The 25367-nt window shown below is 44.5% G+C and carries 29 protein-coding genes; 23 read left to right on the forward strand and 6 right to left on the reverse strand.

Annotated elements, in window-relative coordinates:
- Positions 1-650, forward strand: a 650-nt coding sequence (locus tag DA100_RS00745) for a transposase (RefSeq protein ID WP_138970395.1), incomplete at its 5' end; no start/stop codon positions are given.
- A 27-nt stretch (positions 651-677) separates the two neighbouring features.
- On the opposite strand, the gene DA100_RS00750 is transcribed toward DA100_RS00745, so the two are convergent.
- From DA100_RS00750 to suhB, 3 genes are all read right to left on the reverse strand, one after another.
- Positions 678-1304 (reverse strand): hypothetical protein, encoded by a 627-nt coding sequence (locus DA100_RS00750; RefSeq protein WP_138970396.1) that lies wholly within the window; start codon positions 1302-1304, stop codon positions 678-680.
- Positions 1285-2298 (reverse strand): metallophosphoesterase, encoded by a 1014-nt coding sequence (locus tag DA100_RS00755; RefSeq protein WP_138970397.1) that lies wholly within the window; start codon positions 2296-2298, stop codon positions 1285-1287. Before DA100_RS00755 ends, DA100_RS00750 begins: the two co-directional genes overlap by 20 nt.
- 193 nt (positions 2299-2491) lie before the next feature.
- Positions 2492-3295, reverse strand: coding sequence for an inositol-1-monophosphatase (gene suhB / locus DA100_RS00760; RefSeq protein WP_138970398.1), 804 nt, complete (start codon positions 3293-3295; stop codon positions 2492-2494).
- 178 nt (positions 3296-3473) lie between these two features.
- Here suhB and trmJ point away from each other — a divergent pair, with 178 nt between their 5' ends.
- From trmJ to fusA, 12 genes are all read left to right on the forward strand, one after another.
- Positions 3474-4199, forward strand: coding sequence for a tRNA (cytosine(32)/uridine(32)-2'-O)-methyltransferase TrmJ (gene trmJ / locus DA100_RS00765; RefSeq protein ID WP_138970399.1), 726 nt, complete (start codon positions 3474-3476; stop codon positions 4197-4199).
- A gap of 120 nt (positions 4200-4319) precedes the next feature.
- Entirely contained in the window at positions 4320-4826 is a 507-nt protein-coding gene (gene iscR / locus DA100_RS00770) for a Fe-S cluster assembly transcriptional regulator IscR (RefSeq protein ID WP_040896212.1), read from the forward strand.
- 29 nt (positions 4827-4855) lie between these two features.
- Positions 4856-6070 (forward strand): IscS subfamily cysteine desulfurase, encoded by a 1215-nt coding sequence (locus DA100_RS00775; RefSeq protein WP_138970400.1) that lies wholly within the window; start codon positions 4856-4858, stop codon positions 6068-6070.
- 48 nt (positions 6071-6118) lie between these two features.
- Positions 6119-6502: a Fe-S cluster assembly scaffold IscU gene (gene iscU, locus DA100_RS00780; RefSeq protein WP_138970401.1), complete on the forward strand. Its 384-nt coding sequence runs from the start codon at positions 6119-6121 to the stop codon at positions 6500-6502.
- Positions 6503-6570: 68 nt separating this feature from the next.
- A complete protein-coding gene (gene iscA / locus DA100_RS00785; protein ID WP_038139847.1) occupies positions 6571-6894 on the forward strand; it encodes an iron-sulfur cluster assembly protein IscA in 324 nt (107 codons plus the stop codon).
- A 58-nt stretch (positions 6895-6952) separates the two neighbouring features.
- Positions 6953-7468 (forward strand): co-chaperone HscB, encoded by a 516-nt coding sequence (hscB, locus tag DA100_RS00790; protein ID WP_138970402.1) that lies wholly within the window; start codon positions 6953-6955, stop codon positions 7466-7468.
- An 18-nt stretch (positions 7469-7486) separates the two neighbouring features.
- A complete protein-coding gene (gene hscA, locus DA100_RS00795; RefSeq protein WP_138970403.1) occupies positions 7487-9340 on the forward strand; it encodes a Fe-S protein assembly chaperone HscA in 1854 nt (617 codons plus the stop codon).
- Positions 9341-9351: 11 nt separating this feature from the next.
- Positions 9352-9690: an ISC system 2Fe-2S type ferredoxin gene (fdx, locus tag DA100_RS00800; RefSeq protein ID WP_138970404.1), complete on the forward strand. Its 339-nt coding sequence runs from the start codon at positions 9352-9354 to the stop codon at positions 9688-9690.
- Between the two features lie 50 nt (positions 9691-9740).
- Positions 9741-9935 carry a Fe-S cluster assembly protein IscX gene (gene iscX, locus DA100_RS00805; protein ID WP_138970405.1) on the forward strand — a complete coding sequence of 65 codons (195 nt, stop codon included), beginning with the start codon at positions 9741-9743 and terminating at the stop codon, positions 9933-9935.
- Positions 9936-10085: 150 nt separating this feature from the next.
- Complete coding sequence (gene pepB / locus DA100_RS00810) at positions 10086-11384, forward strand: aminopeptidase PepB (protein ID WP_138970406.1); 1299 nt, start codon at positions 10086-10088, stop codon at positions 11382-11384.
- Positions 11385-11442: 58 nt separating this feature from the next.
- Complete coding sequence (gene ndk, locus DA100_RS00815) at positions 11443-11868, forward strand: nucleoside-diphosphate kinase (protein WP_138970407.1); 426 nt, start codon at positions 11443-11445, stop codon at positions 11866-11868.
- Between the two features lie 227 nt (positions 11869-12095).
- The gene (fusA, locus tag DA100_RS00820) at positions 12096-14183 is read left to right on the forward strand and encodes an elongation factor G (protein WP_138970408.1); all 2088 of its coding nucleotides are present in this window, start codon (positions 12096-12098) and stop codon (positions 14181-14183) included.
- Between the two features lie 154 nt (positions 14184-14337).
- On the opposite strand, the gene DA100_RS00825 is transcribed toward fusA, so the two are convergent.
- The 3 genes from DA100_RS00825 to DA100_RS00835 form a co-directional block, all read right to left on the reverse strand.
- Positions 14338-15237 (reverse strand): LysR substrate-binding domain-containing protein, encoded by a 900-nt coding sequence (locus DA100_RS00825; protein ID WP_138970409.1) that lies wholly within the window; start codon positions 15235-15237, stop codon positions 14338-14340.
- A 108-nt stretch (positions 15238-15345) separates the two neighbouring features.
- Entirely contained in the window at positions 15346-17031 is a 1686-nt protein-coding gene (locus DA100_RS00830) for an AMP-binding protein (RefSeq protein WP_138970410.1), read from the reverse strand.
- 131 nt (positions 17032-17162) lie between these two features.
- Complete coding sequence (locus DA100_RS00835) at positions 17163-17900, reverse strand: AraC family transcriptional regulator (RefSeq protein ID WP_138970411.1); 738 nt, start codon at positions 17898-17900, stop codon at positions 17163-17165.
- Between the two features lie 454 nt (positions 17901-18354).
- Here DA100_RS00835 and DA100_RS00840 point away from each other — a divergent pair, with 454 nt between their 5' ends.
- The 10 genes from DA100_RS00840 (at position 18355) to DA100_RS00880 (ending at position 25364) form a co-directional block, all read left to right on the forward strand.
- The gene (locus DA100_RS00840) at positions 18355-18543 is read left to right on the forward strand and encodes a Flp family type IVb pilin (RefSeq protein ID WP_138970412.1); all 189 of its coding nucleotides are present in this window, start codon (positions 18355-18357) and stop codon (positions 18541-18543) included.
- Between the two features lie 106 nt (positions 18544-18649).
- Positions 18650-18802, forward strand: a complete 153-nt coding sequence (locus DA100_RS20820; protein ID WP_171052108.1) for a hypothetical protein — start codon at positions 18650-18652, stop codon at positions 18800-18802.
- A 26-nt stretch (positions 18803-18828) separates the two neighbouring features.
- Positions 18829-19347, forward strand: coding sequence for an A24 family peptidase (locus tag DA100_RS00845; protein WP_138970413.1), 519 nt, complete (start codon positions 18829-18831; stop codon positions 19345-19347).
- 15 nt (positions 19348-19362) lie between these two features.
- The gene (locus tag DA100_RS00850; RefSeq protein WP_138970414.1) at positions 19363-20709 is read left to right on the forward strand and encodes an AAA family ATPase; all 1347 of its coding nucleotides are present in this window, start codon (positions 19363-19365) and stop codon (positions 20707-20709) included.
- Positions 20706-21449, forward strand: coding sequence for a Flp pilus assembly protein CpaB (gene cpaB, locus DA100_RS00855; RefSeq protein ID WP_138970415.1), 744 nt, complete (start codon positions 20706-20708; stop codon positions 21447-21449). The genes DA100_RS00850 and cpaB overlap by 4 nt, the downstream gene beginning before the upstream one ends.
- An 8-nt stretch (positions 21450-21457) precedes the next feature.
- The gene (locus tag DA100_RS00860; protein WP_138970416.1) at positions 21458-22915 is read left to right on the forward strand and encodes a type II and III secretion system protein family protein; all 1458 of its coding nucleotides are present in this window, start codon (positions 21458-21460) and stop codon (positions 22913-22915) included.
- A gap of 9 nt (positions 22916-22924) precedes the next feature.
- Positions 22925-23188: a hypothetical protein gene (locus DA100_RS00865; RefSeq protein ID WP_138970417.1), complete on the forward strand. Its 264-nt coding sequence runs from the start codon at positions 22925-22927 to the stop codon at positions 23186-23188.
- An 18-nt stretch (positions 23189-23206) separates the two neighbouring features.
- Positions 23207-24442: a pilus assembly protein TadG-related protein gene (locus DA100_RS00870; protein WP_138970418.1), complete on the forward strand. Its 1236-nt coding sequence runs from the start codon at positions 23207-23209 to the stop codon at positions 24440-24442.
- Positions 24439-24882, forward strand: coding sequence for a TadE/TadG family type IV pilus assembly protein (locus DA100_RS00875; protein ID WP_138970419.1), 444 nt, complete (start codon positions 24439-24441; stop codon positions 24880-24882). Before DA100_RS00870 ends, DA100_RS00875 begins: the two co-directional genes overlap by 4 nt.
- Entirely contained in the window at positions 24879-25364 is a 486-nt protein-coding gene (locus DA100_RS00880; RefSeq protein ID WP_138970420.1) for a TadE/TadG family type IV pilus assembly protein, read from the forward strand. Before DA100_RS00875 ends, DA100_RS00880 begins: the two co-directional genes overlap by 4 nt.
- Positions 25365-25367: the final 3 nt, after the last annotated feature.

Here is a 25367-nt window from a genome sequence, read left to right on the forward strand (position 1 = left end):
CAGCTAAAGCGGTTTTGGGCGCCAATTATTCTGGGGTTGTCGTCAGTGACCAATATGGTGGTTACAACTGGATATCACCAAATAAACATCAGCTATGTTGGTCACACGTGATCCGAAACCTACAACAGATTGCGGATTACACAGGTAAAGGACATACAGCTAAAATAGGCCAACGACTTGTTATGCTGAGCAAATTGGTCTTTCGAACGCGACATCGTTGGGAGTCCGAAACGATAAAATATAGCCTGTACCTAAACAGATTAAGTCGAATAAGACAGCGTTTTAATTACTGGCTCAATAAAGGGAGCAAGCAAATACCAATTCAACGCTATCAAGGTCGCTGCAAAAAACTGGATGAGCATAGCCCAAGCTTGTGGTTGTTCTTAACTAACCCCAAAATACCATTGACCAACAATGAAGCTGAACGCCGGCTTCGTGGCTTTGTTATTCAAAGAAAAATCAGCTACGGCACTACCTCGGATGCAGGCGACAAGTTCCGAGACCGCCTACACTCGCTAATCGAAACTTGTAAAAAGCGAAAGATATCGTCACTTGATACGCTTTCACGCATAGTCAATGCTGTTGTTCGTCAGCAGCCGTACCCAAATGTGCTCGATCTTAAACACACGAGTTTTTACCTAAACACTTAGTCAACACGGTACTGGTGAACGCTTACTTTAAAACTGGTAATTGAGACTCACCCCTGCGCCATACTGATAGTCTGAGAACTTCATATCACGTAGTTCGACACTAATGACACCTCCAAGCCTTAAGGTGTTGAGTAACTGGTATTGCAGACTGGTTATAAGATCGGCGTTCAGACCATCTAACCAACTTTCTGGCTCAATGCTGCTATGAAGCCATAGCTTGTCTGAGACTTTTATCTCACCGAAGATTGCTCCTGAAATCCCAACGTCCTCTGTTCTAAGTCGGGTTCCGGATTTTAGGAACATATACTCTCGGCCGGAATAGATCCCTACACGTAAACCAGCATTGCTGAAGTCGTTTTGGTATTTGAATCCAATCTGGGCATGTAGTTGTAGCAAATTGAATTTATTTGAATCAACAAATGTCAGCTCATGGGCTAGCATTGTTGAGGCGTATAGACCGTACCAACTGCTAGAGTCGATTCTGGCTTTGACCTGAAAAGGGATTTCGTTGCTGCTTAACGACTGCTTTGATAGCAAGCCTCGAACGTCGAAGTTATCGAACCAGTTGTCTATTGTTGTCATTTGTCCGGCAGCACTGCTAACCGGAGACAATAGCATCACCATCAATAGCACTTTATTGGCGGTAGTATTCATAGTCTGGATACTCCGAGTTGAATTCGATTAGTGGGATATAACGGATATGACTTGATGAAATCTGAATCGCGATAGCGCCATGTTGAGCTGCTGAGAAAATGCTGTCGCTGCCAACTCCTGAAGATCTCAGTGCTGCACCGCCGCCTCCTGATACTAAGTAGGTGATTCCATTACTGCCGGTTTGGATTTGTAATTGGTGATCGTGTCCTGCCAGGCAGACGCAGACACCATATTGTTCGGCTAATACTTCAATCGTATCTTTCAGGTAGGTGTTATCGTGGTAGTAGCCATAGACCCGTAAAGGGTGATGAGTGACAATGATTTTTCTCTCTGCAGTTGATGTATTGAGTTGTTGGTCTAGCCAGGCAATTTGCTCATACCGAGTGCGGTTTTTTGTCATCGGGTAGCTATCTAGAAAGAAGATTTCAGTTTCTACCCCGCTTATGCCAACATGTTTGGTGTTTACTTTGTAATAGCGAGACGGAAGCTGAAGTATCTGGCTATGTTGCTTGGAAAATTCGATCATTGCATCAGCGTCACCATAATGGTCGTGGTTGCCTAAAACCGCGTATATTGGTACTGGCTGAGAGTCGGCTTTCATTAGCTCTGGACGTAGGTAATAATCTTCAAAGTGGCTATAACCTAACGTATCATCGGGAGAGCTTAGTCCATCGGGGTAGATAATATCTCCGGTATGTATGATCGCATCTACGGGATATTGCTGGTGATAGTTGGCTATTATGTCGCTAACTTGTTTTTGTTCGTCATTGGCGACGCCAGAGTCTCCCATCACGACGAGGTTGACAGTATCGTTGGGGATTTGACTACCTGACAGGAGAGAAAATGCGTTGGTTTTCTTGAAGGGAGGGTCGCCAATCTCGATGTAACGATCGGCCGCTCGTTTACCTTGTTCCTCCAGAGGATTGCACCCTTGTAGCAGTGAAGAGGGAAGTAAGGTAAGCGGAAATGCTTTTAGTAAGCTCCTTCTTTTCATAATTGCTGAACTAACTTAATCAATGAATTTGCGTGATTATCGGTGAGTTCTGAACGCAATAATGTTATCTGTTTAATTGTTATTGATAATTAAGATAGTTCTTAGGGCTTTTTAGTCTATTGCCTACAGGTTATTACAGGCATAAAAAAACCACTCTATTGAGTGGTTTTTAAAATATCAGCTGTACAGATAATTACTTCAGGATTGCTTCATTGCCGTTTTCACGGATGTGTTTAAGCATGCCTTTAATGCCGCGCGCGCTTGACGCAACTACGTTACCAGATTTCATGTAGTCAGTACCGCCAGCAAAGTCAGTAACGATAGCGCCAGCTTCGCGAGCAATCAATTCACCCGCAGCGATGTCCCATGGCTTTAGGCCAAGCTCAAAGAAGCCATCAACGCGGCCAGCAGCTAGGTAACATAGGTCTAGAGCAGCAGAACCAGTGCGACGGAAGTCAGCGCAGTCTACGAATAGAGCAGACATGATCTTTAGGTAAGATTCAGAGTGTTGCTTCTGTTTGTACGGGAAACCAGTTGCCAGAACTGTGCCTTGAAGGTCTTTAAGTTGCTTAACACGGATACGAGCGTTGTTTAGCTGAGCACCAGCACCACGTTGAGCGGTGAATAGTTCGTTTAGCATTGGGTCGTATACACACGCTACTTCTGTTTTGCCTTTAATGCGAACAGCGATAGATACAGAAAAATGAGGTAAACCTTTTACAAAGTTGGTTGTGCCATCCAGTGGGTCGATGATCCATTGAACGTCTTGGTCTTTACCTTCGATGACGCCATTTTCTTCAGCAACGATACTGTGATCAGGGTACGAAGCCTTGATTGTATCGATGATTATAGTTTCCGCTTCTTTGTCTACGTTAGTAACAAAGTCATTCGTGCCTTTTTGAGTAGATTCGATCTTCTCAACATTTTCTAAAGATTTAGCAATATGATTGCCAGCTTTTCGTGCAGCACGAATAGCGATATTAAGCATTGGATGCATACTAATTTCCCAACGGATGTTAAAGAACAGAAAAACGGGCGGCAGTATACCAGATAAATAGCCAAATGGAAGTGGTTAGTTTTTGTACTTTCAGTTTTAATCGCGAAAAGGGTCTGACCATTTTACTCAGGTATATGGTACTATCTTGCGGCTCGAATTTTACTCTTGGAAATCATTAATGCTCAACAACGTAAAAGTTGTCCTCGTTGGGACATCTCACTCTGGCAACATCGGTTCAGCTGCTCGTGCAATGAAGGTTATGGGCTTATCGAATCTGGTTCTCGTTGATCCTCAGTGTCGCGTTGATGAACAGGCTATTGCTTTGGCCGCAGGGGCAGCCGATATTGCACAAAATGCCACAATTGTAGATGACTTAAATGAAGCGGTTGCTGATTGTGCATTAGTTGTCGGTTCTAGCGCACGTTCGCGCACGTTAGAGTGGCCGATGCTTGAACCTAGAGAATGCGGTGAAAAATTTGTCTCTGAAGGTCAAAACTCGCCGGTTGCGCTGGTATTTGGTCGCGAACGTACAGGGCTGACAAATGATGAACTTCAAACTTGTCATTATCACGTGTGTATTCCCGCCAACCCTGAATACAGTTCACTCAACTTAGCAATGGCAGTTCAGACGTTAAGCTATGAAATACGTATGGCGTATTTAGAGCATGAGCAAAGTCAGTTCGCCAAGCAAGAAGAGTTAGAGTACCCAAGACACAAAGAGTTGGAATTGTTTTTTGCACACCTTGAAAAAGTGGTAAAGGATACCCAGTTTATCAGTGAAGCACAGCCAGGTAAGGTGATGAACAAACTGCGTCGTTTGTTCAACCGAGCAAGGCCTGAAGCGCAAGAATTAAATATCCTTCGTGGTGTGTTGACTGCGATCGAAAAGCATATCTCCAAGTGATTTATAACCCCATATTTAAGATGGTTAAATACCTGACTAAAATAGTCAATTAAATACTTGACCATTTTAGTCGGGTATGACAAAATTCTTACCACATAAACGGTGTGGATATGGTGTTATATGAGACTTACATCTAAAGGAAGATACGCAGTGACAGCCATGTTAGATGTGGCTCTGCACTCACAGCAAAACCCAGTACCTCTGGCTGATATTTCAGAGCGTCAGGGTATTTCATTATCTTATCTAGAGCAGCTTTTCTCTAAGTTACGTAAAGCTGGTTTAGTTGCGAGTGTTCGTGGACCAGGTGGTGGTTACCGCTTAGGTGAAGACGCATACTCGATTGCGATTGGTACAGTAATCGCAGCAGTGGACGAATCAGTCGATGCTACTAAATGTAATGGTAAAGGGGATTGCCAAGGCGGCTCACGCTGTCTGACCCACACCTTATGGCGCGATTTAAGTTCACGCATTAGTGACTTCTTGAATAACATCACTCTTGGTGAGTTGATGAAAGATAACGAAGTCTTAGAAATTTCAGATCGACAAGATATCGATCTTGCCGTTAATCATGGGTTTGCTAATAAAAATACAAGCACCGCGCCCATCGGTGTTAACGTCCGCTCTTAAGCGGTTTGCCTGTTACATTGGAGTAGAGAATGAAACTTCCTATTTATCTAGATTATTCAGCGACCTGTCCTGTTGATCCTCGTGTAGCTGAAAAAATGGTTCAGTACATGACTATGGACGGTACGTTTGGCAACCCAGCGTCACGTTCACACCGCTACGGCTGGCAGGCAGAAGAAGCAGTAGATACTGCTCGTGAGCAAATTGCAGATCTACTAAACGCAGATCCACGTGAAATCGTATTCACTTCGGGTGCGACTGAGTCAGACAACCTTGCAATTAAAGGTGCAGCTCACTTCTACTCGAAGAAAGGCAAGCACGTAATTACTTGTAAAACAGAGCACAAAGCAGTTCTAGATCCATGTCGTCAACTTGAGCGTGAAGGTTTTGAGGTGACTTACCTTGAGCCAGAATCAAATGGTCTGATCGATCTTAAGAAGCTTGAAGCTGCGATGCGTGATGACACTGTTCTAGTTTCAATCATGCACGTTAACAACGAAATCGGCGTTATCCAGGATATCTCATCAATCGGTGAACTATGCCGTGAGCGTAAGATCATTTTCCATGTAGATGCTGCACAGTCTGCTGGCAAACTACCAATCGACGTTCAAGAAATGAAGATTGACCTAATTTCTTTGTCAGCACACAAGGCTTACGGTCCTAAAGGCATTGGTGCTCTATACGTACGCCGTAAACCTCGCATTCGTTTGGAAGCTCAAATGCACGGCGGTGGTCATGAGCGTGGTTTCCGTTCAGGCACACTTCCTACTCACCAAATCGTTGGTATGGGTGAAGCGTTCCGCGTCGCTAAAGAAGACATGCAGAAAGATTTTGACCATGCACTAGCGCTACGTAATCGTCTACTTGATGGCGTTAAAGATCTTGAAGCTGTAACGGTTAACGGTGACTTAGAGCAACGTGTACCGCATAACCTAAATGTGAGTTTCGCATTCGTTGAAGGCGAGTCACTGCTTATGTCGCTAAAAGACCTAGCGGTTTCTTCTGGCAGCGCATGTACATCAGCAAGCCTAGAGCCATCATATGTACTACGTGCTCTTGGCCTGAACGATGAGTTAGCACACAGTTCAGTTCGTTTCTCATTTGGTCGTTTTACGACAGAAGAAGAAATTGACTACGCAATTGAACAGATTCGTACTGCAGTGATTAAACTGCGCGACATGTCTCCTCTATGGGATATGTACAAGGAAGGAATTGACCTAGATACGGTTGAGTGGGCACACCACTAATCGCAGGTTATTCCCAGGAAATAGATAGAGGATTCGAGGTAAATTATCATGGCATACAGCGAAAAAGTAATTGATCACTACGAGAACCCACGTAACGTTGGTTCATTTGACAAAGAAGACCCATCGGTAGGTAGCGGCATGGTTGGTGCTCCTGCGTGTGGCGACGTAATGAAGCTTCAAATCAAAGTAACACCTGAAGGTATTATTGAAGATGCGAAGTTTAAAACATACGGTTGTGGTAGTGCGATTGCATCTAGCTCACTGGTTACTGAGTGGGTTAAAGGTAAGAGCATTGATGAAGCTGCGGCGATTAAAAATGCTGAAATTGCAGAAGAGCTAGAACTTCCACCGGTGAAAGTACACTGCTCAATCCTAGCGGAAGACGCAATTAAAGCAGCGGTAGCTGACTACAAGAAAAAACACCAACAATAAGTAATCGGTATATAATAGGAGGTTCATCCTCCTATTCCATTCGCAATATAGACAAACTAGGGTGCAGTATGGCCATCACAATGACAGAAACCGCGGCGAGTCGCGTTAAAACATTCTTAGAAAACCGAGGCAAAGGCATTGGTTTACGCTTGGGTGTGAAGACGACAGGCTGTTCTGGAATGGCGTATGTACTGGAGTTTGTTGATGAGCTTAACGAAGAAGATTCAGTCTTTGAGCACGACGGCGTAAAAGTGATAATCGATCAAAAAAGCCTAGTGTATTTAGATGGCACTGAATTGGATTACGTTAAAGAAGGCTTGAATGAAGGGTTTGAATTTAATAACCCAAATGCGAAAAGCGAATGCGGTTGTGGTGAAAGCTTCAACGTTTAATTGATAGTCCCTGTGGGCGTTCAGGTCCACAGGGTTATTGCCAAGGACCGAACTCTCCATGAATTACTTTGAATTATTTGGGCTACCAAGTCAGTTTCAACTGGATGGTAGCCTTCTTTCTTCACAGTTCCGTGAACTTCAAAAACAGTTCCATCCCGATAATTTTGCCACTGCTTCAGAACGAGATCGTCTCATGGCGGTACAAAAAGCGGCTGAAATTAACGATGCGTACCAAGTGCTAAAAAGGCCAATCTCACGCGCTGAGTACTTGTTGGCGGAGAATGGTGTTGAGATTCGAGGTGAACAACAAACACTGCAAGATCCTATGTTTCTTATGGAACAAATGGAATTGCGTGAGGAACTTGAAGAGATTTCAGTAAGCTCGGATCCTGAAGAAGCTCTGTTCGACTTTGAATCTAAAGTGAGCAAAATGTTTAAGCAGCAGCTTACAGCTGTAGAGCAGGAGCTTAATGACTCAGACTGGCAGCAAGCGGCTGACCGAGTCCGAAAGTTAAAATTTATTGCCAAACTTCAAAACGAAATAGGACTAGTGGAAGACAAACTCCTCGGCTAGTGAAAAAAAGGACCACCCATGGCACTACTTCAAATTGCAGAACCGGGTCAAAGCTCGGCACCCCATGAGCATAAACTGGCAGCTGGTATCGACTTAGGTACGACTAACTCGCTAGTTGCTTCTGTGCGTAGTGGTGATGCTGCAACATTAAAAGATGAACATGGCCAGAGTATCTTACCTTCGGTAGTGAACTATTCTGGAGATACACCTCAAGTGGGTTATGCAGCTAAAGCGAAAGCAGAAGTGGACCCTGTAAACACTATCATCTCCGTAAAACGCTTACTGGGTCGCTCTCTAGAAGATATTAAAAATCGTTACCCAAGTTCTCCGTACCAGTTTAAAGCGAGTGACAGTGGTTTACCTATCATTCAAACCGCGAGCGGCGACAAAAATCCAATAGAAGTTTCTGCTGACATTCTAAGAACCTTAGGTCAGCGAGCTGAGCAAACATTAGGTGGCGAGCTTGCGGGTGTGGTTATTACTGTTCCAGCCTACTTTGATGATGCTCAGAGAGCGGGTACCAAAGACGCGGCTAAGCTAGCGGGGTTACATGTTCTGCGCTTACTCAATGAGCCAACTGCTGCTGCGATTGCTTACGGTCTTGATTCTGGTCAGGAAGGCGTGATTGCCGTTTATGACCTTGGTGGTGGTACATTTGATATCTCCATTCTGCGCCTGTCAAAAGGTGTCTTTGAGGTTCTTGCTACTGGTGGCGATTCTGCGCTGGGCGGTGATGACTTTGACCACTTGTTTGCTGACTACCTCATCGAAAAAGCAGGTTTGACGACCCCTTTATCTGCCGAGCACAACCGTATTGTGTTAAACGTAGCAACTCAAGCAAAGATCGATTTCTCTGCACGAGAAAGTGTTGATGTTGAAGTGCTGGGGTGGACTGGGACGGTTAGTCGTCAAGAATTTGAAGCTCTGATTCAGCCGTTAGTTAAGAAAACGCTGATGTCATGCCGTCGTGCATTAAAGGATGCAGAAGTCGATAGCGATGATGTTCTGGAAGTGGTGATGGTTGGCGGATCTACTCGCGCATTGCTGGTTCGTGAAATGGTGGGTGAGTTCTTTGGTCGTTCGCCATTGACAAGCATTAACCCTGATGAAGTTGTAGCGATTGGTGCTGGTATTCAAGCGGACATTCTCGCGGGTAACAAACCTGATTCAGAAATGCTATTGCTGGATGTTATTCCACTATCGTTAGGCATTGAAACAATGGGTGGATTGGTTGAGAAAATTGTTCCACGTAATACCACCATTCCTGTTGCACGAGCACAAGAGTTTACGACCTTCAAAGATGGTCAAACTGCTATGAGTGTTCATGTTGTACAAGGTGAGCGCGAAATGGTCGATGATTGTCGTTCACTTGCACGTTTCTCTTTGAAAGGTATTCCGCCAATGGCAGCAGGTGCTGCGCATATTCGTGTTACCTACCAAGTTGATGCAGATGGCTTACTCTCGGTTACCGCCATGGAGAAAAGCACCGGTGTTCAGTCGGAAATCCAAGTGAAACCCTCTTATGGATTGAGTGATGATGAAGTCGCCACCATGCTACGAGACTCAATGACTTATGCGAAAGAAGACATGCAGGCTCGTGCTTTAGCAGAGCAGCGTGTTGAAGCTGACCGCGTGATTGAAGGTTTGATTGTTGCAATGCAGGCGGATGGTGATGAACTCCTTTCTGAGCAAGAACGACAAGTACTGCTTCAAGCGATTGAGACACTCATTGAGCTACGAAATAGCGACAGTGCTGATGCAATAGAACAAGGTATCAAAGATACTGACAAGGCGAGCCAAGACTTCGCTTCTCGCCGTATGGATAAATCGATTCGAGCTGCACTGTCAGGTCAATCAGTAGATGATATTTAAGAGATAGAGTTATGCCTAAGATTATCGTATTACCGCATGAAGATTTGTGCCCAGAGGGTGCGGTTTTAGAAGCCAAGACAGGTGAAACGGTCCTTGATGTTGCGCTAAAAAACGGCATCGGTATTGAACATGCGTGTGAAAAATCATGTGCTTGTACTACATGTCATATTGTTATTCGTGAAGGTTTTGACTCTTTAGAAGAGAGTGATGAGCTTGAAGACGACATGCTAGATAAAGCATGGGGGCTTGAGCCTGAGTCGCGCTTAGGTTGTCAGGCAAAAGTCACTGATGAAGATTTAGTTGTTGAGATTCCTAAATACACACTAAACCACGCATCGGAAGACCATTAATCGTCTCAACCCGACCACCCATCGTAACGCTATAGTAAGGAAGGTAAGTAATGAAATGGACAGATTCTCGCGATATTGCTATTGAGTTATGTGATAAGTTTCCTGATACAGATCCTAAAACCGTTCGTTTTACGGATTTGCACCAGTGGATCATGGAACTTGATGACTTTGATGATGAACCAAACCGTTCGAATGAGAAGATACTGGAAGCTGTGATCCTATGTTGGATGGATGAAATGGATTAACCCTAGCGGTAAACCCCTTTCAGTTAACAAAATTTACTAAAAAAAGCGGACCTTATGGTCCGTTTTTTTATCAATTTCACATTAAAGTGTTAACATCCAGTGGTAAATAGAAGAAGGCGTAGACAACGCCAGTAAAGACAAGGAGAAACCATGTCTAGACAGATGTCAGTATTTCTAAGCCAAGAAGCTGCAGCCCCTCAATGGGGAGCTAACGCGATCGTTTCATTTTCTGATCACGGTGCGACTATCCACCTCGTTGAAGAAGACGATCTTGGCACGATTCAAAAGGCGGCTCGTAAACTTGATGCTCAAGGCGTGGCGTCTTTAACTCTCGCTGGTGAAGGTTGGAACTTGGAAAACGTTTGGACGTTTCACCAAGGTTACCGCGGCCCTAAAAAAATTAACCAGCTTGCATGGCAAGAACTTGCACAGGCGGATAAAGTAGAGCTAGAAGCGCGTATCAAAGCGACCGATTTTACGCGTGATATTATCAACAAGACTGCGGAAGAAGTGGCGCCTCGTCAGTTAGCGACTATGGCTGCTGAGTTTATTAAATCTGTTGCTCCAGAAGGTACAGTCACGGCTCGTATCGTAAAAGATAAAGATCTGCTAGCGGAAGGTTGGCAAGGTATTTATGCGGTCGGACGCGGTTCTGAACGAACCTCTGCAATGCTTCAACTTGACTTTAACCCAACAGGTGATGAAAACGCCCCTGTATTTGCTTGTTTAGTTGGTAAAGGGATTACGTTTGATTCAGGCGGTTATAGTATCAAACCATCGGGTTTTATGACTGCGATGAAAGCGGATATGGGCGGTTCTGGTACCATCACAGGTGCTTTAGGCTTAGCCATCATGCGTGGCCTAAACAAACGTGTAAAACTCATTCTTTGTTGTGCAGAGAACATGATCTCTGGTCGTGCGCTTAAACTTGGCGATATCATCACTTACAAAAACGGTAAGACTGTTGAGATCATGAATACTGATGCTGAAGGTCGCCTTGTGCTTGCGGATGGACTAATCTACGCGAGTGAACAGAACCCACAACTGATCATTGACTGCGCAACCCTAACTGGAGCTGCGAAAAACGCTTTGGGTAATGATTACCATGCGCTAATGAGCTTTGATGACGAACTGTCTCATCAGGCACTCATAGCCGCTCGTGAAGAGAACGAAGGTTTGTGGCCACTGCCGCTTGCAGAGTTTCACCGAAGCATGTTGCCATCTAACTTTGCTGACCTGTCAAACATCTGTAGTGGAGACTACTCACCAGGTGCTAGCACAGCGGCGGCATTCCTGTCTTATTTTGTGCAAGATTACAAGAAAGGTTGGTTACATTTCGACTGCGCTGCAACGTATCGTAAAGCGGCAACAGATAAGTGGGCCGCAGGTGCAACAGGCGTAGGCGTACGTAGTTTGGCTGCTTTGCTCATGCAGCAAGCGAGCAAATAACATTAAGAGGCCGCAGAGCCTCTTCTATTAAAACAAAGATAAAACGAAAGGATACCTTATGGCTCTTGAAAGAACTTTTTCTATCGTTAAGCCCGATGCAGTAGAACGCAATCTCATTGGTGAAATTTATCACCGCATTGAAAAAGCAGGTCTACAGATCATTGCAGCTAAAATGGTTCGTCTAACCGAAGAGCAGGCGTGTGGTTTTTATGCTGAGCATGAAGGCAAACCGTTTTTCCCTGCTCTAAAAGAGTTTATGACATCTGGCCCGATTATGGTTCAGGTGCTTGAAGGCGAAGATGCGATTGCTCGTTATCGTGAACTAATGGGTAAAACCAACCCTGAAGAAGCGGCATGCGGAACGATTCGTGCTGATTACGCAGTGAGCATGCGCTATAATTCAGTACACGGTTCAGACAGTCCGGAATCAGCAGCTCGTGAAATCGAGTTTTTCTTCCCAGAGTCGGAGATTTGTCCTCGCTAAGCTAAGGACAATAGCAAAATATGAGGTGCTGCTTGTTACCGAATGAGCAGCATTTTTATTCTGAGAAAGCTTAATCAATACCAGCAAATTTACCATTTAGTTGGTGAATTAACTGCTAATATTGGTGAGACAAGTTTTTTTTACATACAGCGCACGCAAGGGTATCAGTCTTGACAGATTGTGATATACTCTGCGCGCAATTTATACCTTATAAACAGAGTAAGACAATGGCAGATTTATCAAAGTACAGAAACATTGGTATTTTCGCGCACGTTGATGCGGGTAAAACTACCACCACTGAGCGTATTCTTAAGCTTACTGGTAAAATCCACAAAACTGGTGAAGTACACGACGGTGAGTCTACAACTGACTTCATGGAACAGGAAGCTGAGCGCGGTATTACAATCCAATCAGCAGCGGTAACGTGTGAGTGGAATGGCCACCGCCTAAACGTTATCGATACTCCGGGACACGTTGACTTCACAGTTGAAGTATACCGTTCACTTAAAGTACTTGACGGTGGTATCGGTGTATTCTGTGGTTCTGGTGGTGTTGAGCCTCAGTCAGAAACAAACTGGCGCTACGCGAACGATTCAGAAGTTGCTCGTCTGATCTTCGTAAACAAACTAGACCGTATGGGTGCAGACTTCTTCAACGTTGTTGACCAAGTGAAGAACGTACTAGGCGCTAACCCACTAGTTATGACTCTGCCAATCGGTCGTGAAGACGATTTCGTTGGTGTTGTAGACGTACTAAACCGTAAAGCTTACGTTTGGGACGAAACTGGTCTACCAGAAAACTACGAAATTCAAGATGTTCCAGCCGACATGCTTGATGACCTAGAACAGTACCGTGAAGAGCTAGTTGAGACTGCTGTAGAGCAAGACGACGAGCTAATGGAAGCTTACATGGAAGGCGAAGAGCCAACTATCGAGCAGCTAAAAGCTTGTATCCGTAAAGGTACACGTGACCTAGCGTTCTTCCCAACGTTCTGTGGTTCTGCATTCAAGAACAAAGGCATGCAACTTATCCTTGACGCTGTTGTAGATTACCTACCAGCTCCAAACGAAGTTGATCCTCAGCCTCTAACAGATCCAGAAACTGGTGAGCCAACTGGCGAAGTTGCTACTGTATCTGAAGACGAGCCACTAAAAGCGCTAGCATTCAAGATCATGGATGACCGTTTTGGTGCCCTAACATTCGTACGTATCTATTCTGGCCGCCTGAAGAAAGGTGACACAATTCTGAACGCAGCGACTGGTAAAACAGAGCGTATCGGCCGTATGTGTGAGATGCAAGCAGATGAGCGTAACGAGCTAACTGAAGCTCAAGCTGGTGACATCATCGCTATCGTAGGTATGAAGAACGTTCAAACTGGTCACACTCTATGTGATCCTAAGCACGAATGTACTCTAGAAGCTATGATCTTCCCAGAACCAGTAATCTCTATCGCTGTTTCTCCGAAAGACAAAGGTTCTACTGAGAAAATGGGTATCGCGATTGGTAAGATGGTTGCAGAAGATCCATCATTCCAAGTTGAGACTGACGAAGACTCAGGCGAAACTATCCTGAAAGGTATGGGTGAACTTCACCTAGACATCAAGGTAGATATCCTTAAGCGTACTTACGGCGTTGAGCTAGAAGTAGGTGCTCCACAGGTAGCTTACCGTGAAACTATCACTCAAGCAGTTGAAGATAGCTACACGCACAAGAAGCAGTCTGGTGGTTCTGGTCAGTTCGGTAAGATCGATTACCGTATCAAGCCAGGTGAAGCAAACTCAGGCTTCACGTTCAAATCAACAGTTGTTGGTGGTAACGTACCTAAAGAATTCTGGCCTGCAGTAGAGAAAGGCTTCGCGTCTATGATGGACACTGGTGTTCTAGCTGGCTTCCCTACTCTAGACGTAGAAGTTGAACTGTTCGACGGTGGTTTCCACGCAGTTGACTCTTCAGCAATCGCTTACGAAATCGCTGCTAAAGGCGCATTCCGTCAGTCTATGCCTAAAGCGGGTGCACAACTTCTTGAGCCAATCATGAAGGTTGACGTATTCACTCCAGAAGACAACGTTGGTGACGTAATCGGTGACCTTAACCGTCGTCGTGGTATGATCAAAGACCAACAAGCTGGTACTACAGGCGTTCGTATTAAAGCAGACGTTCCTCTATCAGAAATGTTTGGTTACATTGGTCACCTACGTACTATCACTTCTGGTCGTGGTCAGTTCTCTATGGAGTTCGGTCAATACGCACCATGTCCAGCAAACGTTGCTGAGCAAGTAATCGCAGAAGTTAAAGAGCGTAACGCTAAGAAGTAATTCTTATTGTTAGCTAAATAACTTTAAAGCCCCAGTCGCAAGACTGGGGCTTTTTTATATAGGGTAACGTGCTCCTAGCGCTTAGTTTCCCAAACTACCTTGTGCTACGGCTATCAATGATGCCTAAACCTAACGAATGGCTCTTTTTTGTTGCTTAGCCTGCTATTTCGCTATGTAGCCAGTTTGCAAAAGCAGCGATTCGATTTCGTCGAGGGGACTCATCATTGTAGAACAGGTTGAATTGGATGCCTGGGGTCATACCAATATCAAATGGCTTAATGAGTAACCCTCTCTCTACATAGTCGGCGGCGAGTGAGTCTGAGGCTAAACAAGCGCCATGACCAGCCATAACCGCATTCATCGCATGATCGAAGGTACTGACATCCATCCATCTCACCGACTCTTTGTTCATCTCAACACCAGCTTCGGCAAACCAAGCGCGCCATGGGTAACCTCCTGATTCATAGTGAATCAACCAGCAACCAAGTAGCTGTTCGGGCGTCGACAAGTTGATTGTTTTCGCTAGGTGGGGAGAACAAAACGGGTAGATCGTTTCTTCAAATAGAAACTCTTTATGTAGCTTGTGGTTGTCACTGACGTCGAGAGTATCGCCTTGCCATATAGCTAGGTCGGCATCATCCTGTTTTAGTTTGGGAGCGTCGCAACTGGTAATGATACGAATAGGGATACTTGGGTATTGAGTAGAGAATTTCCATAATCGCGGTAGTAACCAACGAGACGCAAATGACGGCGTTGAACTAACGCACAGCAAGCCTTCAACAGGCTCGCTCTGGATTTGATTCAGACCACTGATAATAGTTTCGAAGCCTTGAGAAACATGTTTAAACAAGATTTTTCCTTGTTCGGTTAAACGCATTTCTCGGCCATCACGGACAAATAGCTTACAGCCTAACCCATCCTCTAATTGGCGAATTTTTTGGCTCACAGCAGCCTGACTAATAAAAAGCTCTTCGGCTGCTCGGCTATAACTATTGAGCCTTGCCGCGACTTCAAAGTAGCGCAATCCTGGCAGGTGATGCAACCTAGCATCCATATACTGTCCCTATGTATTCTTGTGGCAAGTGAGCATCATAATCGCTTTACTTTATGCCGAAAAGTAAAAAGGAGAGCGTAGGCTCTCCTTTTAAATATCAGTACAAAACTACTCTTCCCACACGACGAGCTGACCTTTAGGCCAGTTGTGCCCAATCTCGTGGTATTTTTGCTCAAGAACATGACGTTTAATTTTCAAAGTCGGAGTCAAGATACCATTCTCAATGCTCCACGGATCTTTGATCATTAAGACGCCTTTTATCTGTTCGTGAGACTCTAGCTCGGTGTTCATTCTCTTGATGACTTTTTTCGTCGTACGCTCATAACGGGCACGATCAAAATTAGGGAAATCATGAGGAACCACAAGCAAAATTGGCGCTGGAAGTCCCAGACCAATCAGACACATCATTTCTATACGGCTGTACTCGAACAGTTTTTTCTCAATTGGAACAGGGGCGACAAACTTACCTTTAGCTGTTTTAAAGGTATCTTTTTTACGTCCCTGAATGTTTAAGTATCCTTCGCTGTCTATAGAACCAACATCACCAGTGTGTAGCCACCCTTCCGAGTCAAATGACTCTTGAGTCGCGATGTCGTTCTTATAATAGCCGGAGAATAAACCTTTTCCTCGGACCATGATTTCATTGTCTTCGGCAATTTTCAGTTCAATACCGGGCCCAGCATTACCAACACTACCGATTTTGTCTGCACGGAATGGGTAGTTAAGTGTGCTGTAGGCAAACGACTCAGTCATCCCCCAAGCTTCTGTGATGTTCAGACCGACGCTGTGGTACCACTCAAGTAACGCCGGAGACACAGGGGCAGAACCACAACCTAGCACGCGTGCTTTGTCCAAACCGAGTCCATCTGCGAGTTTCTTCTTAATCAAAGAGTTAACAAATGGAATTTTGAGCAAGATGTTCAGTTTTTTCTGCGGCAGTTTATCTTGAATACGCTGTTGGAACAGGGTCCATAGTCGAGGCACTGAGATAAACAATGTGGGTCTTTGCATTTTTACATCTTCGATAAAAGTATCGAGAGACTCAGGGAAGGCAGTCTGAACTCCTCCCATGATCGAAGAACCGAAAATATAGACTCGCTCTGTAATATGAGCGAGTGGTAAATAGGAGAACAGACGATCATTCTCTTGAATACCGATGTGATTGATGAGTTGTTGGACCGACCAACTAAACGCGCCATAAGTGAGCATTGCGCCTTTAGGTACCCCCGAAGTGCCGGAAGTATAAACTAACGACATCAATTTATCGTCGTAATGTTCAGGATGATACTGGCTTGGTTCACAATCAGCGATCAACTGTTTAAATTGGTATTGGCAACTTGGTGCAGAGTCATACGGCAGAGCGATGGTGATAAGGTTAGGCATCGTGTCGATCACTTGCTGTGTTGCTGCTGCATCATCAAGCTTACCGCCAATCAGCGCTTTACTTTCACTGTGCGTCAGACAGTATTCGATGGTATCAGCACCAGCGGTTGGGAAGATCGGCACGCTGACAAAGTCACCAAGCGTCATGGCTAAATCACAGATAAACCATTCGGCACAGTTTTTTGATACCAGTGCAACTTTGTCACCTGGCTGGATACCCAAATTATTGAGTGCTGTGACTAGCTTTAGTGCTTGATCAGCAACTTCCGCGTAGGTGAACTCGATAAACTGGCGGTTGATAATCTGTTTAAGATAAACCTCATTAGGGCGCTCCGCTGCCCATTTTAGGATCATCTCGTTGGGTGGTGGGAGAGCACAGGTTGGTTTGCTTAACTCGTTAGGCTGAATCATTCTCTAACTCCGTGTTATTGGCAAAATTATGGTTATTTTTGTTGTTAATAGATTGTTAACTCTAGCATGGTAAATAAATAGGAGGAAAGCACTAAGAGTAAGTTTAGGAGTTTCTTGTGACCAGCGCGTGATTAGTGAAGTTGACGATAGACTGCAGGGCTAATCCCCGTCTTTTTTTTGAAAATGCGGGAGAAGTAAGAGACATCGTTATAGCCGCACTGGAAAGCGATAAAAGATATTTTCTCTTTGCGCTCATTGGTTAGCAGCTGCTTAGCGAGATTGATTCTTTTGAGTGTCAGGTAATCCCGGAAACTGACTCCAATCGTTTTGTGAAAAAACTTAGAAAAATACGTCACTGAGTAGTGACAGTATTCTGCTACGTCCTCTTCTCTAATCGTTCTTGAGAGGTTCTTATCGATATACCTCAGCATTTCAACCAGATCTTTGTTGATATGTTTTTGTTGATGGTTCTCTACTAACTTATGGATATTAAGGATTTCTTGGTGTTTTGAAAACTGGTAGTAGACCTGCTTATTGAGTTCATCACTCCAAGCCCGAGAGTCATCGTGATTGAGGTTAAAGGTTGAATAAACCACATCCAATTCAGCAATTTCTTGGGGGAGTCCATTGTCGTATACCACGATTAGATTTTTATCTAGGTTTTGACAAAGCTTTGCGGCAGTCAGAAGCAGTGAGTGAAAAGAGGCTTCGTAACAGAAAAAACAGAAATGTATTTCAGATTCACTAAGGACAGACACATCATACCCATAGTCGAGAATATGAAAGTATCTTTCCAGATCTCGAACGATATCTTTGGCGACGTACGTCACCGATTGTCCGAGCCAGTAACCTTTGTGCAACACATCCACTGTGTAAAGTCCTTATTTTGTTTTAGTTTTAATCACACGAACTGTACCAATTAGCTTAGTATGTTAATTGATATTAACCAAGCCTCTCATTGAGAGATTGAATGATTAGCCGGTGTTTTAATGTGACTAATATCACTTAAGTGCAGTGGTCAGCTTTCTGTCAAGTATCAAAAGTGAGAATGGGTAGCTTTAATTGAGTGGCTATATAGTAGTAACTAAAAAGTGCTTTGTAAGCGCATTAAATTAAAAAGAAAATATATGAAGGACTATTCTTTGAATAAATAGCCTAATTTTAGAATTTGCTTATTTGACGAGCGGATGTACTTATTTTTTCTGATAGTTAATGGCAAAAAAGTACCAAAGATAGCCAAAATAATCCTAACTGTTATTGCTCAAATAAATCTAAATTATCAATAAGCGAAATGGCTTAATGAACTTTGGAAGGAGACAAATCATGAGCAAGCTTATTAAAAATATTTCTGAATTTATGAAAGACGAAGAAGGCTTAACGGTTGTGGAGTACGTTGTTGGTGCAGGTTTATTGGTAGCCGGTCTAGCAGGTATTTTTGGTACTTTCAGTTCTGCACTAGAAGCACAGCTAGGTACAGTTCTTGATAATGCACCAGATGGTTCAGGTAACTAATATACCGACATAAACGCATATCCTCGTCTATAGTTGATTAAGAATTAAGTTGCCCATAACTGTGTTGTGGGCAACTTCCTTTTGTTCAACTTGGAGGTTTTTGGCTATGTCTTTCATTAGTTTCTTTAGGGATGAAGAGGGGTTAACCGTCGTCGAGTATGTGGTAGGTGCGGGTTTATTGGTGGTTGGTTTTTCGGGGATATTTATTGTGTTCGGAGAACTGTTATCTCAACAATTTGGGTCTATATTTAGTGAGTAGGACTGACTAATTTTGGGGACAGTTAGATGGATGTTTTTATTTGGATCGTGCTATTTGCTATAGCCGTTTCTGATGCAAAAGAGCACCGAATACCTAACTCATTATTATTAGTGGTTCTTTTTGTTAGCTTTATTAATAAGGCTGTTGTCCTTCAGGACTATAATTTCCTACTCTGGTCATCTGTTAGTGGCATTACATGTTTTGGCGTTGCTTTAGTTTTTTATTTTTTAAAAGTGATGGCTCCCGGTGATGTAAAACTTTTGGGTGTCGTGGGTTTTTGGCTTGGCAGTAGGCATATTTTGGGAGCGGTTTATTGGATTGCAGTTGCAAGCGTAGTTATTGGCCTCTTCTATGCCTTTCTTCGCCTCGCAGAGTCACCTAACCAATTCAAATCGTTACTAAACAAATACTCGATCTATGTCATGTATGGTTCTTCGGGCAGTAAAGCTTTAACCAGCCCAAACGGTAGCAGAGGACGATATCAAATGCCTTTTGCGCCAGTCGTTGTTGTTGGAGTAGCGCTTTATTTCTATTTTCTGAATTAATCACAAGGAGTGTTTATGGTTCAGGCAATGTCCAAGGTTCAACATCGAACAGAGTTGACGCCGCAAGCTCCGCAACCCCCTGTGCCAACAAGCTTCGACGACTTAGGAATACCCAAAGCGGTGGTCGAAAATCTGGTCATCAAACACATTGCCGCCTATCCCAAGTCTGACATTCTCCAATTGACCAAGTTGTTATGTATCAATAGTCATATGATTGAGGATGTCATCGCAGGCCTAAGAGCAAAGTCAATGGTCGAGGTTTTTCAAGCTGCTTCCTCAACGTTTTCCACTCAATCTACCGGACATGTGCGCTATGGTTTGTCAGAATCAGGCATGCAGGAAGCCGATACCGCTTTTGTAAAAGATGCCTATTTAGGCCCAGTGCCCGTCTCTTTGAATCAATATTGCGAAATGGTCAAGGCGCAGGACGTTCGAGCTCAAATGGTTAATCGAGCCGATGTCGAATATGCACTCTCAGATGTGCTGGGCGCTCATCGTATGGTCGGGGTTTTGGGGCCTGCGATTAATTCTGGTCGGGCGTTGTTGCTTTACGGCAGTGCAGGTTCAGGTAAAACCTTTGTCGCGACAAAAATTCTTAACTCACTCAACACTTCGGTTTACATCCCTCACGCTGTCTTCGCCGCGGGTAACATCATCAAAGTCTTTTCGCCTCAGCATCACAAGAGGGTATCCAGCTCAGATATTCAGTCCATCACGTTTAAAGAACAATTTGACCGCCGCTGGTGCCTTTGTGAACGACCCAGTATCCAAGTCGGTGGGGAATTAACCATGGACATGCTGGAGGTCAACCACAGCGAGCACAACAAGGTATGGATGGCTCCGCTACAGATGATGGCGAACAACGGAATTTTTATTATCGACGATTTGGGCCGCCAGCCGATGCCAGTTGATACATTGCTGAACCGATGGATCGTACCGATGGAATATTTCTACGACTATCTGAACTTGCCCAATGGTCAACAGATCTCAATACCTTTCATCCTCACTCTTGCCTTTTCTACGAACCTAGATCCGGAAAAGATCAGTGACCCGGCTTTTTTACGTCGACTTGGCTACAAGATTCAGTTTGGTCCTCTACTCGAAGAAGAGTATCGCGAACTGTGGGGCATTATTGCGAAATCTAAAAATCTGACCCTTACCCAAGGGTGTTTTGAAACTTTATTTGACTTACATCGTCAGCATGACGTGGGCTTTTATCCTTGTTTACCAAAAGACATTGTAGGGATCAGCCGAGATATCATCGTATTTGAAGAAGTTGAACCTGTTATCTCCTCTGAAATCGTAAGCCGTGCGTGGGAAGTGTACTTTACAGCTGATGGCAAAGGAGGAGGTGCTCGATGAGTCGAAATCAAGTCATATTACTCTTTTTACTCTCCATTGCGTTTGGTTTAGGAGCCGTGTTTTTCGCCAAACAGTGGATGGACAACCAATTGCAGCCTCAAACTGAAGTAGAGGTGGTCGAGCGAGAGCCGGTGATCATTGCCTCTCAGGAAATACTCGCAGGGACGGTTATTGAGGAGCAACACATTACCAACAAGTTGCTAGAAAAAGCGTGGCGCTCTGAATCTCAATTTACATCGGCTGAAGAGTTGATCGGGCAAGTTGTTGCGAGCAATGTTTATCCGGGCGAGATAATCCATGTTAGCCGTCTAGCCAATCAGGGAGAGGGTTCAACGTTAGCATCTCTAATCCCAGAGAATAAACGTGCTGTGACTATTCGGGTAAACGATGTCATTGGTGTTGCGGGCTTCTTGCTGCCGGGCAATAAGGTGGATGTGCTAAATACGATTAAATACGGAAAAAACTCGGCTAATACCGTAACAGTGCTCAAAGAAATTAAAGTATTAGCTGTTGACCAAACGGCGAGAACCAAAGAAAACAAGCCAATTATCGTAAGGGCTGTGACGTTAGAGGTGACACCTAGTCAGGCCGAAAAGTTGTTGTCTGCCCAAAGTCGTGGAGACATACAGTTAGCATTACGTAATCCTCATGAAGAGGAAAAAGTGGTCAAAAAATATGTTGCCCCTAGTGTCACCATTATTAAGGGCACTGAATCCAGCAATATCCGCGTCAGGGACTGAGGTGAGCTATGAATAAAATAATAACACTGTTTTTTATCTTGCTGCTGTGCAGTGGTGTTACCTATGCGGCTTCACAATCAGGGAAAGTGGTCAAAGTTCCCCACCATAAATCCACACACGTAACATTAGCTGGCAAAGCAAAGCGTGTTTCATTGGGTGACCCGGATGTGCTTGATATCGTGATGCTCAAATCCGATGAGCTGTTTTTGATTGGTAAGAAGCTTGGCTCGACCAACCTGATGGCTTGGGATAGCCGTGGTCAACTGATTGAATCCATCAATATTGAAGTCACTCATGATTTAAACAGCCTCAAGGCCAAACTCTTTGAGTTTTTACCCAATGAAACCATTGAAGTGCACAGTGCCCAAAACCGATTGATTCTGAGTGGGCAGATAAGCAATCAAGCGGCAATGAATATTGCTTTGAGAGTGGCAGAAACCTACTCCGCTGGACGAGAAGCAGACAAGGAAAATGAGTCTCTGAGTAAGCAAGTTGATAAAACTGGCGTGATAAATCTGATGACGATTGGTGGTGCGCAGCAAGTCATGCTTGAAGTTACCGTTGCTGAAGTTCAGCGCAGCTTAGTGCGTAAGTTTGATGCTAACTTTGCTTTCTTCCAATCCAGCGGCTCTAAGTTTAAATGGGGCGGGGCATCTACCGCAGCTGGTATCGCGGGTGCGACGCCAATTTTTGAGATACCGACATCTGGTGATTACGGGATTTTAGGCTCCTTTATTGATGGCAATACCTTATTTAGTTTCGCCCTCGATGTCGCCCGACAAAACGGCACTGCGAAGGTATTGGCTGAGCCCAATTTGACTGCGTTGAGTGGCTCAAAAGCGGAATTTCTAGCTGGGGGTGAATTCCCAATCCCAGTACCGGATGATAAAGGTATAACGATCGAGTACAAAGAATATGGTGTGGGTCTGAAGTTCATCCCAACCGTGTTAAGCGACAAAAAAATTAATCTTAACTTAGCGGTGGATGTGAGTGAAATTGCCAACAGTTCTTCGCTGACTTTGTCTCCAGGTAGTACCAATAGCACCTACGTTATCCCTCCCATTACGCGTCGCAGTGCTTCGTCTACTCTTGAGCTAGCGGATGGACAGACGATTGGTATCGCTGGACTACTGAGTGAAAATGTACGTGATGTGGCGAGCAAGATGCCCGGTTTAGGCGATATTCCGATCTTGGGGCAAATGTTTAATAGCCAAGAGTATGTTTCAGGTGAAACTGAGCTGGTTATTTTAGTGACACCAAGGCTCGCGCAGCCAATTGACCGAAACAAGGTCACTCTGCCGACTGACTCTTTTGTCGAACCTAATGATTTTAAGTACTACTTACTCGGTCGTGGTTCGTATATCGCGCCTGTCAAGAAAACACCCAAAGCAAAACCTGCCGATGAACAAGAGTATGTTGACCGAAGTAAAGGCGGCACTGAAGGCACATTTGGACATAGTTTGTAGGAGAGCGATATGAAAAACGTAATAACTATAGCGATTGTTGTTTGTTGTTCCGCTCTGCTTCTCGGCTGCGCGAATAAACCGCGTTTAGGGCACCATGTGGCCAAGGTAAAAACACAACAAACATACAATCAAAATGCATCTCAAGAAAACTTGGGAGTCATTCCTTCGGGTAGTGGTGAACGAATGGAAAGTGCCTATCAAGTCTATACAGGCAAACAGAGCTCCGACTTAGGAGGCACTGATAGTCAAGTTTTGCAGGGGTTTGCTAATTAGACCCTAAGGATGGACGCAATGAGGTTGCCAAGAGAGCGAATAGGTAAATATTCGCGACAAAGGGGCTTGGTTTTGGTCATGGTGACGGTAGCGATGCTTGCTTTGGTAGGCGTCGCTGCCTTGTCTATTGATGTAAGCCATGCTGTGCTAAATAAAGCGAGATTGCAAAACAGTGTCGATGCTGCTGCGTTAGCTGCCGCCATTGTCATGGATAGCGAAGGGACAAATGCCCAAGCGACCACCGCGGCCAACTCAACATTGAATAACGTCGCCGCGGCTACTGGCAACTCCGAAATGGACTTCTCCAATGCGACCGTCACAGTAGAGTATTCAAACGATCCCACCATATTTCCTCAGTCGAGTGGCTATAACGCGAACTTGGATACTTATGTTCGTGTCACTGTAAGTGCATACTCGCTTGATAATTTCTTTGCTTACCTATTTGGCGTCGATAAACAGTTAGTATCGAGCGCGGTGGCAGGACCAAGCCCGGGTATTGATGTGGTCAATGTTGTGCCTATGGCAGTATGTGAAGGTGATTCAGGCACTGGAGGTTCGACTGGCTACGATACAGGAGAACTCTACGCACTTAAAATTGCTGAACAGAATCAGAGTGATATGGGATCGGGTAATTATCAACTGCTTGACTTTGGTTCTGGTGCAGACACGGTGAGAAAAGCTCTCGCTGGTGGTTATGAAGGAAGTGTTGGGGTAGGTGATACCGTTATAACCAAACCCGGCAATACGATAGGTCCGGTAGGCCAGGGGCTAAACACGCGTTTTGGTGCTTATAGCGGTGGTGGGCTATCTGCCAGTGATTTTCCTTCAGACATCTACGTAAAGGAACCGGACACCAAAGCGACTTTAGATAATGATGGCAATATCGTTTACAACGATGAGAGTGTTGAAGGTGAGCCGTGGGGATACGAAGATTATAACGATGCGTTGCCGGATTGCTCAGGCGATCCTGACTGCAAAATGGACTCAGGCGGACAGCATGATCGACGTATTTTGGTCGTTCCAATTGTGGACTGCACGGGAGCCAGTGGTGGGACAAGCAGCTTTACCGTTACTGCATTAGGGTGCTTCTTTATGCTGCAAAAAGCACCGACCTCCAATAGCGGTAAAGAAGCCGTGTTTGGGGAGTTTATTTCTGACTGTACTGCGTCGGGCGGGAATCCAGGTCAAGATTCTAGTAATGAAGGTCCTTATACCATTGTCTTGTATAAGGATCCGGGAGGGGATGAATCATGAACAAACGCGATAGGAATCACTCCCGAACAACAGGATTGGCAGCAGTGGAAATGCTGATTGTTCTGCCAGTATTAATGATGATTTTAATGTCGATTGCTGAGTTTGGTAATGCGTTTGTTCAATATACAAACTTAACCAAAATGGCTCAGAGCGGAATTCGTTATGCAACCGCTGGTGTAACTGGTACATCAAGCTATGACCAAATCGCCGATGTCGATGAAATTAAAAACATGGTCGTTTACGGTAAAACTGTTGTGGGGGACGGGGCTGTATCTTTGATGAGTGGCATAGACACGTCAGACGTCACTGTATTACATGAGAATGGTTATGTCACAGTCACGATTAATCATACTTATGTTCCGGTTATTACTGAGTTTAGCTCGACGCTCAATTTTGCAGTGCCTTTAAATGCTTCGGCAATGATGAGGACTGCACCATGAAGAAGCAAAAAGGTCTATCGATCATAGAATTTACCTTGGTCTCAACCGCGTTGTTATTGGTAATTTTTGCTGTGATTGAGGTAGGGCGTTACATCTATTCATTGCAGATGGTTAATGACATGACACGAATCGCCGCGCGTTTGGCGGTTGTTTGTAAAGTTGAGGATAAAGCCAATATTCCAGCCTTAGCGGTAGTCAGCGGAGCGCCGTATGGTTTCTCTGCTAGCAATCTGACCATTGAGTATCTCGATGCTTCGGGGAATGTTATTCAAGGAACTCTGACAGATGATGCAATCTTTCCTACAATTGAATATGTGAGGGCTAAAGTCGTTGATTTTGAATATCAATTTACTGGCTTGCTCAGTTTCATCAACTTGACTGGAGGCCTGTCTGTTCCGGAGTTTGAAACGACTCGACCAAGGGAAAACCTAGGTCATCACAGAGAGACCCCCTTTAATGAAGAAAATAGCACGGACTGCTAGGAG

This window comes from Vibrio sp. Hep-1b-8 (genome assembly GCF_006124995.1).
GTDB lineage: Bacteria > Pseudomonadota > Gammaproteobacteria > Enterobacterales > Vibrionaceae > Vibrio.